This window comes from Pseudomonas sp. B424, from assembly GCF_055408345.1.
The window spans coordinates 1-2,007 of the sequence record NZ_JBUZTL010000061.1 but is presented as its reverse complement, the minus strand read 5'-3'; the positions used below and the strand labels follow the sequence as shown (position 1 = coordinate 2,007).

At 56.2% G+C, this 2,007-nt stretch carries 5 protein-coding genes; 4 read left to right on the top strand and 1 reads right to left on the bottom strand.

What is annotated here, in order from left to right; translation table 11 throughout:
* The 4 genes from ACZRMS_RS26205 to ACZRMS_RS26190 form a co-directional block, all read left to right on the top strand.
* A partial coding sequence (locus ACZRMS_RS26205) for a GIN domain-containing protein (protein WP_463997635.1) occupies positions 1 to 681 on the top strand: 681 nt, incomplete at its 5' end.
* Between the two features lie 6 nt (positions 682 to 687).
* Complete coding sequence (locus tag ACZRMS_RS26200; protein ID WP_016502319.1) at positions 688 to 1,101, top strand: hypothetical protein; 414 nt, start codon at positions 688 to 690, stop codon at positions 1,099 to 1,101.
* 13 nt (positions 1,102 to 1,114) lie between these two features.
* On the top strand, positions 1,115 to 1,387 hold the full coding sequence (locus ACZRMS_RS26195) for a CopG family ribbon-helix-helix protein (protein WP_016502318.1): 273 nt from the start codon (positions 1,115 to 1,117) through the stop codon (positions 1,385 to 1,387).
* A complete protein-coding gene (locus ACZRMS_RS26190) occupies positions 1,387 to 1,662 on the top strand; it encodes a type II toxin-antitoxin system RelE/ParE family toxin (protein WP_095003315.1) in 276 nt (91 codons plus the stop codon). Before ACZRMS_RS26195 ends, ACZRMS_RS26190 begins: the two co-directional genes overlap by 1 nt.
* Before the next feature lie 143 nt (positions 1,663 to 1,805).
* Here ACZRMS_RS26190 and ACZRMS_RS26185 read toward each other — a convergent pair.
* Positions 1,806 to 2,007: hypothetical protein (locus ACZRMS_RS26185; protein ID WP_463997634.1), on the bottom strand; the 202-nt coding region annotated here is incomplete at its 5' end.

Here is a 2,007-nt window from a genome sequence, read left to right as displayed (position 1 = left end):
CGTGCTGCCAACTACGAGAAGGAAGAGCGCCCCATCCACCCAGTTAGCAAAATTGTGATCAAGGGGGCGGTTGATGTTGTGTTCTTTCGCTCGTCATCAGCGCACCTGGTCGTGGCAGGGGAAAACGTGGAAGCCATTCGTAACATCAAGACCCGCTTCGAGGGTGACAAGCTGATCATCGAGCAGGAGGGCATTTCCATTAGCGGCTATGGGGGCAATATTCACGTTTCTGGTACCGGCAACATTTTCGTGGGCGGAACGATCAATGTCGGTGGACGCCACGGCGGCGTCACTATGCAGTCCAAGGGGCGAAGCATCGTTGGAATCGCATTGCCTGAAGCCCCCAGTATCCGCATCAAGGGCAGTGGCGACGTGACCCTGTACGACCTTCAGCAGACCGTCCTCGATCTAGGCATCCAAGGTTCGGGCGATATCACGGCCTTTGGTCGCGTGGGTCTTCTGGACGCCGAGATAGCCGGTTCGGGCGACGTGGACGCCAGCGAGCTGGTCGCTACGTCCGCCAAACTGTCGGTAGTCGGCTCCGGTGATATCGACGCCTATGTCAGCGACTCAGTGAAGGCACGCGTGGCGGGTTCCGGTGACATCGTGGTGCGCGGTAACCCGCCGACCCGCGACCATTCCGTTGCCGGCTCAGGCGACATCAAGTTCAAGAAGAAGTGACGCTCCATGAAGAATGACCAAGAACGAACCGAGCTGTTGCAGCAGATCGACAAGCTGTTGACGGCAGTGGATTCGATGCAAACCTGCCTCGAAGCGCCCGAGGCCACAAACGCCGATGGCAGCTTTGACATTGCTCGCACCAACTTGCGTATCACGGCCAACGAGGCCGCGCAGGTTGTCGAACGTCAGCGAGGCGCGCAGGAGCAGCGTGAAAAGTCTCGTCCAAAAGTAACGCTGGCCACGTCGTTACTTGCCGGCGCTGAAGCGTCTGAATGGCAGGCCAACAAGCTCAAAACTAATGGCGATGAGGCCGGTGCCCGCCAGGCCAGCGAACATGCCGTCACTCTGCGCCGGATGGCATCGGAAGCGGCGGTTACTGAACGCCGGCAGAGCATGCACCTTGTACCTACCATTGATTAGGAGTAACCCCATCATGGCAACCACCGCGAAAACCCGATCCGTCACGGCTCACGTCCCTGTGCAACTGGCCGAAAAGGTCGATTTGATGGCTGAGCGCCTGGAACGCTCCAAGAACTGGATCGTCAAGCAGGCTCTGGCCGCCTGGATAGACCAGGAAGAAGAACGTAGTCGCCTGACCCGTGAGGCATTGGCCGATGTGGATGCTGGTCGCGTGATCGATCATCAAGCTGTCCAGGCCTGGGCTGAAAGCCTCAGCACTGACACTCCGTTGCCGGTACCGCGCTGATGGAGTTGAAGTGGACAAGCAAGGCGCTTTCCGACATTTCCCGGTTGTATGAGTTTCTGGCGTCGGTGAATCAGCCTGCCGCCGCACGAACAGTGCAGCAACTCACAGCCGCACCTTCCACGCTGCTGGCCAACCCGCGCATTGGCGAACGCCTGGAAGAATTCGATCCACGGGATGTGCGCCGAATTCAGATCGGCCATTACGAGATGCGTTACGAGATAGTGGATTCCACTATCTACCTACTGCGCCTGTGGCACACCCGCGAAGACCGATAGGTTTGGCTGGGCCAGGAACGGAATACATCAAACTGGCGAGCCTACGACTGATCAGAAAACCTTAGCGTACGATTTTTTCCGAATTCTGTAGGCTCCCCTAATCCAAGGCCAACCTCCTGTGCTAATTCGCCCAGTCTAGGGGACTATAGATCGCCAGTCATCAGTAGCTCTCTCAGTATGCTGAGATTTTTCCTGATTTCAACTTCTACCTTTCCAGAATAATCAAGTGCCTCAAGCGTATTCTTTGTTTGGTTCATTGCCTCTGCTATTATATCAATGGCAGTTTTTCTTGATGCTGCCATATTTTCTAGAGTCTGTTCCCCTGCATCTAGCATTGTTACGATA

Coding starts and splice junctions, on each gene's coding strand:
- ACZRMS_RS26195 (WP_016502318.1), top strand. CDS start 1,115: ATGGCAACCACCGCGAAAACCCGATCCGTCACGGCTCACGTCCCTGTG.
- ACZRMS_RS26200 (WP_016502319.1), top strand. CDS start 688: ATGAAGAATGACCAAGAACGAACCGAGCTGTTGCAGCAGATCGACAAG.
- ACZRMS_RS26190 (WP_095003315.1), top strand. CDS start 1,387: ATGGAGTTGAAGTGGACAAGCAAGGCGCTTTCCGACATTTCCCGGTTG.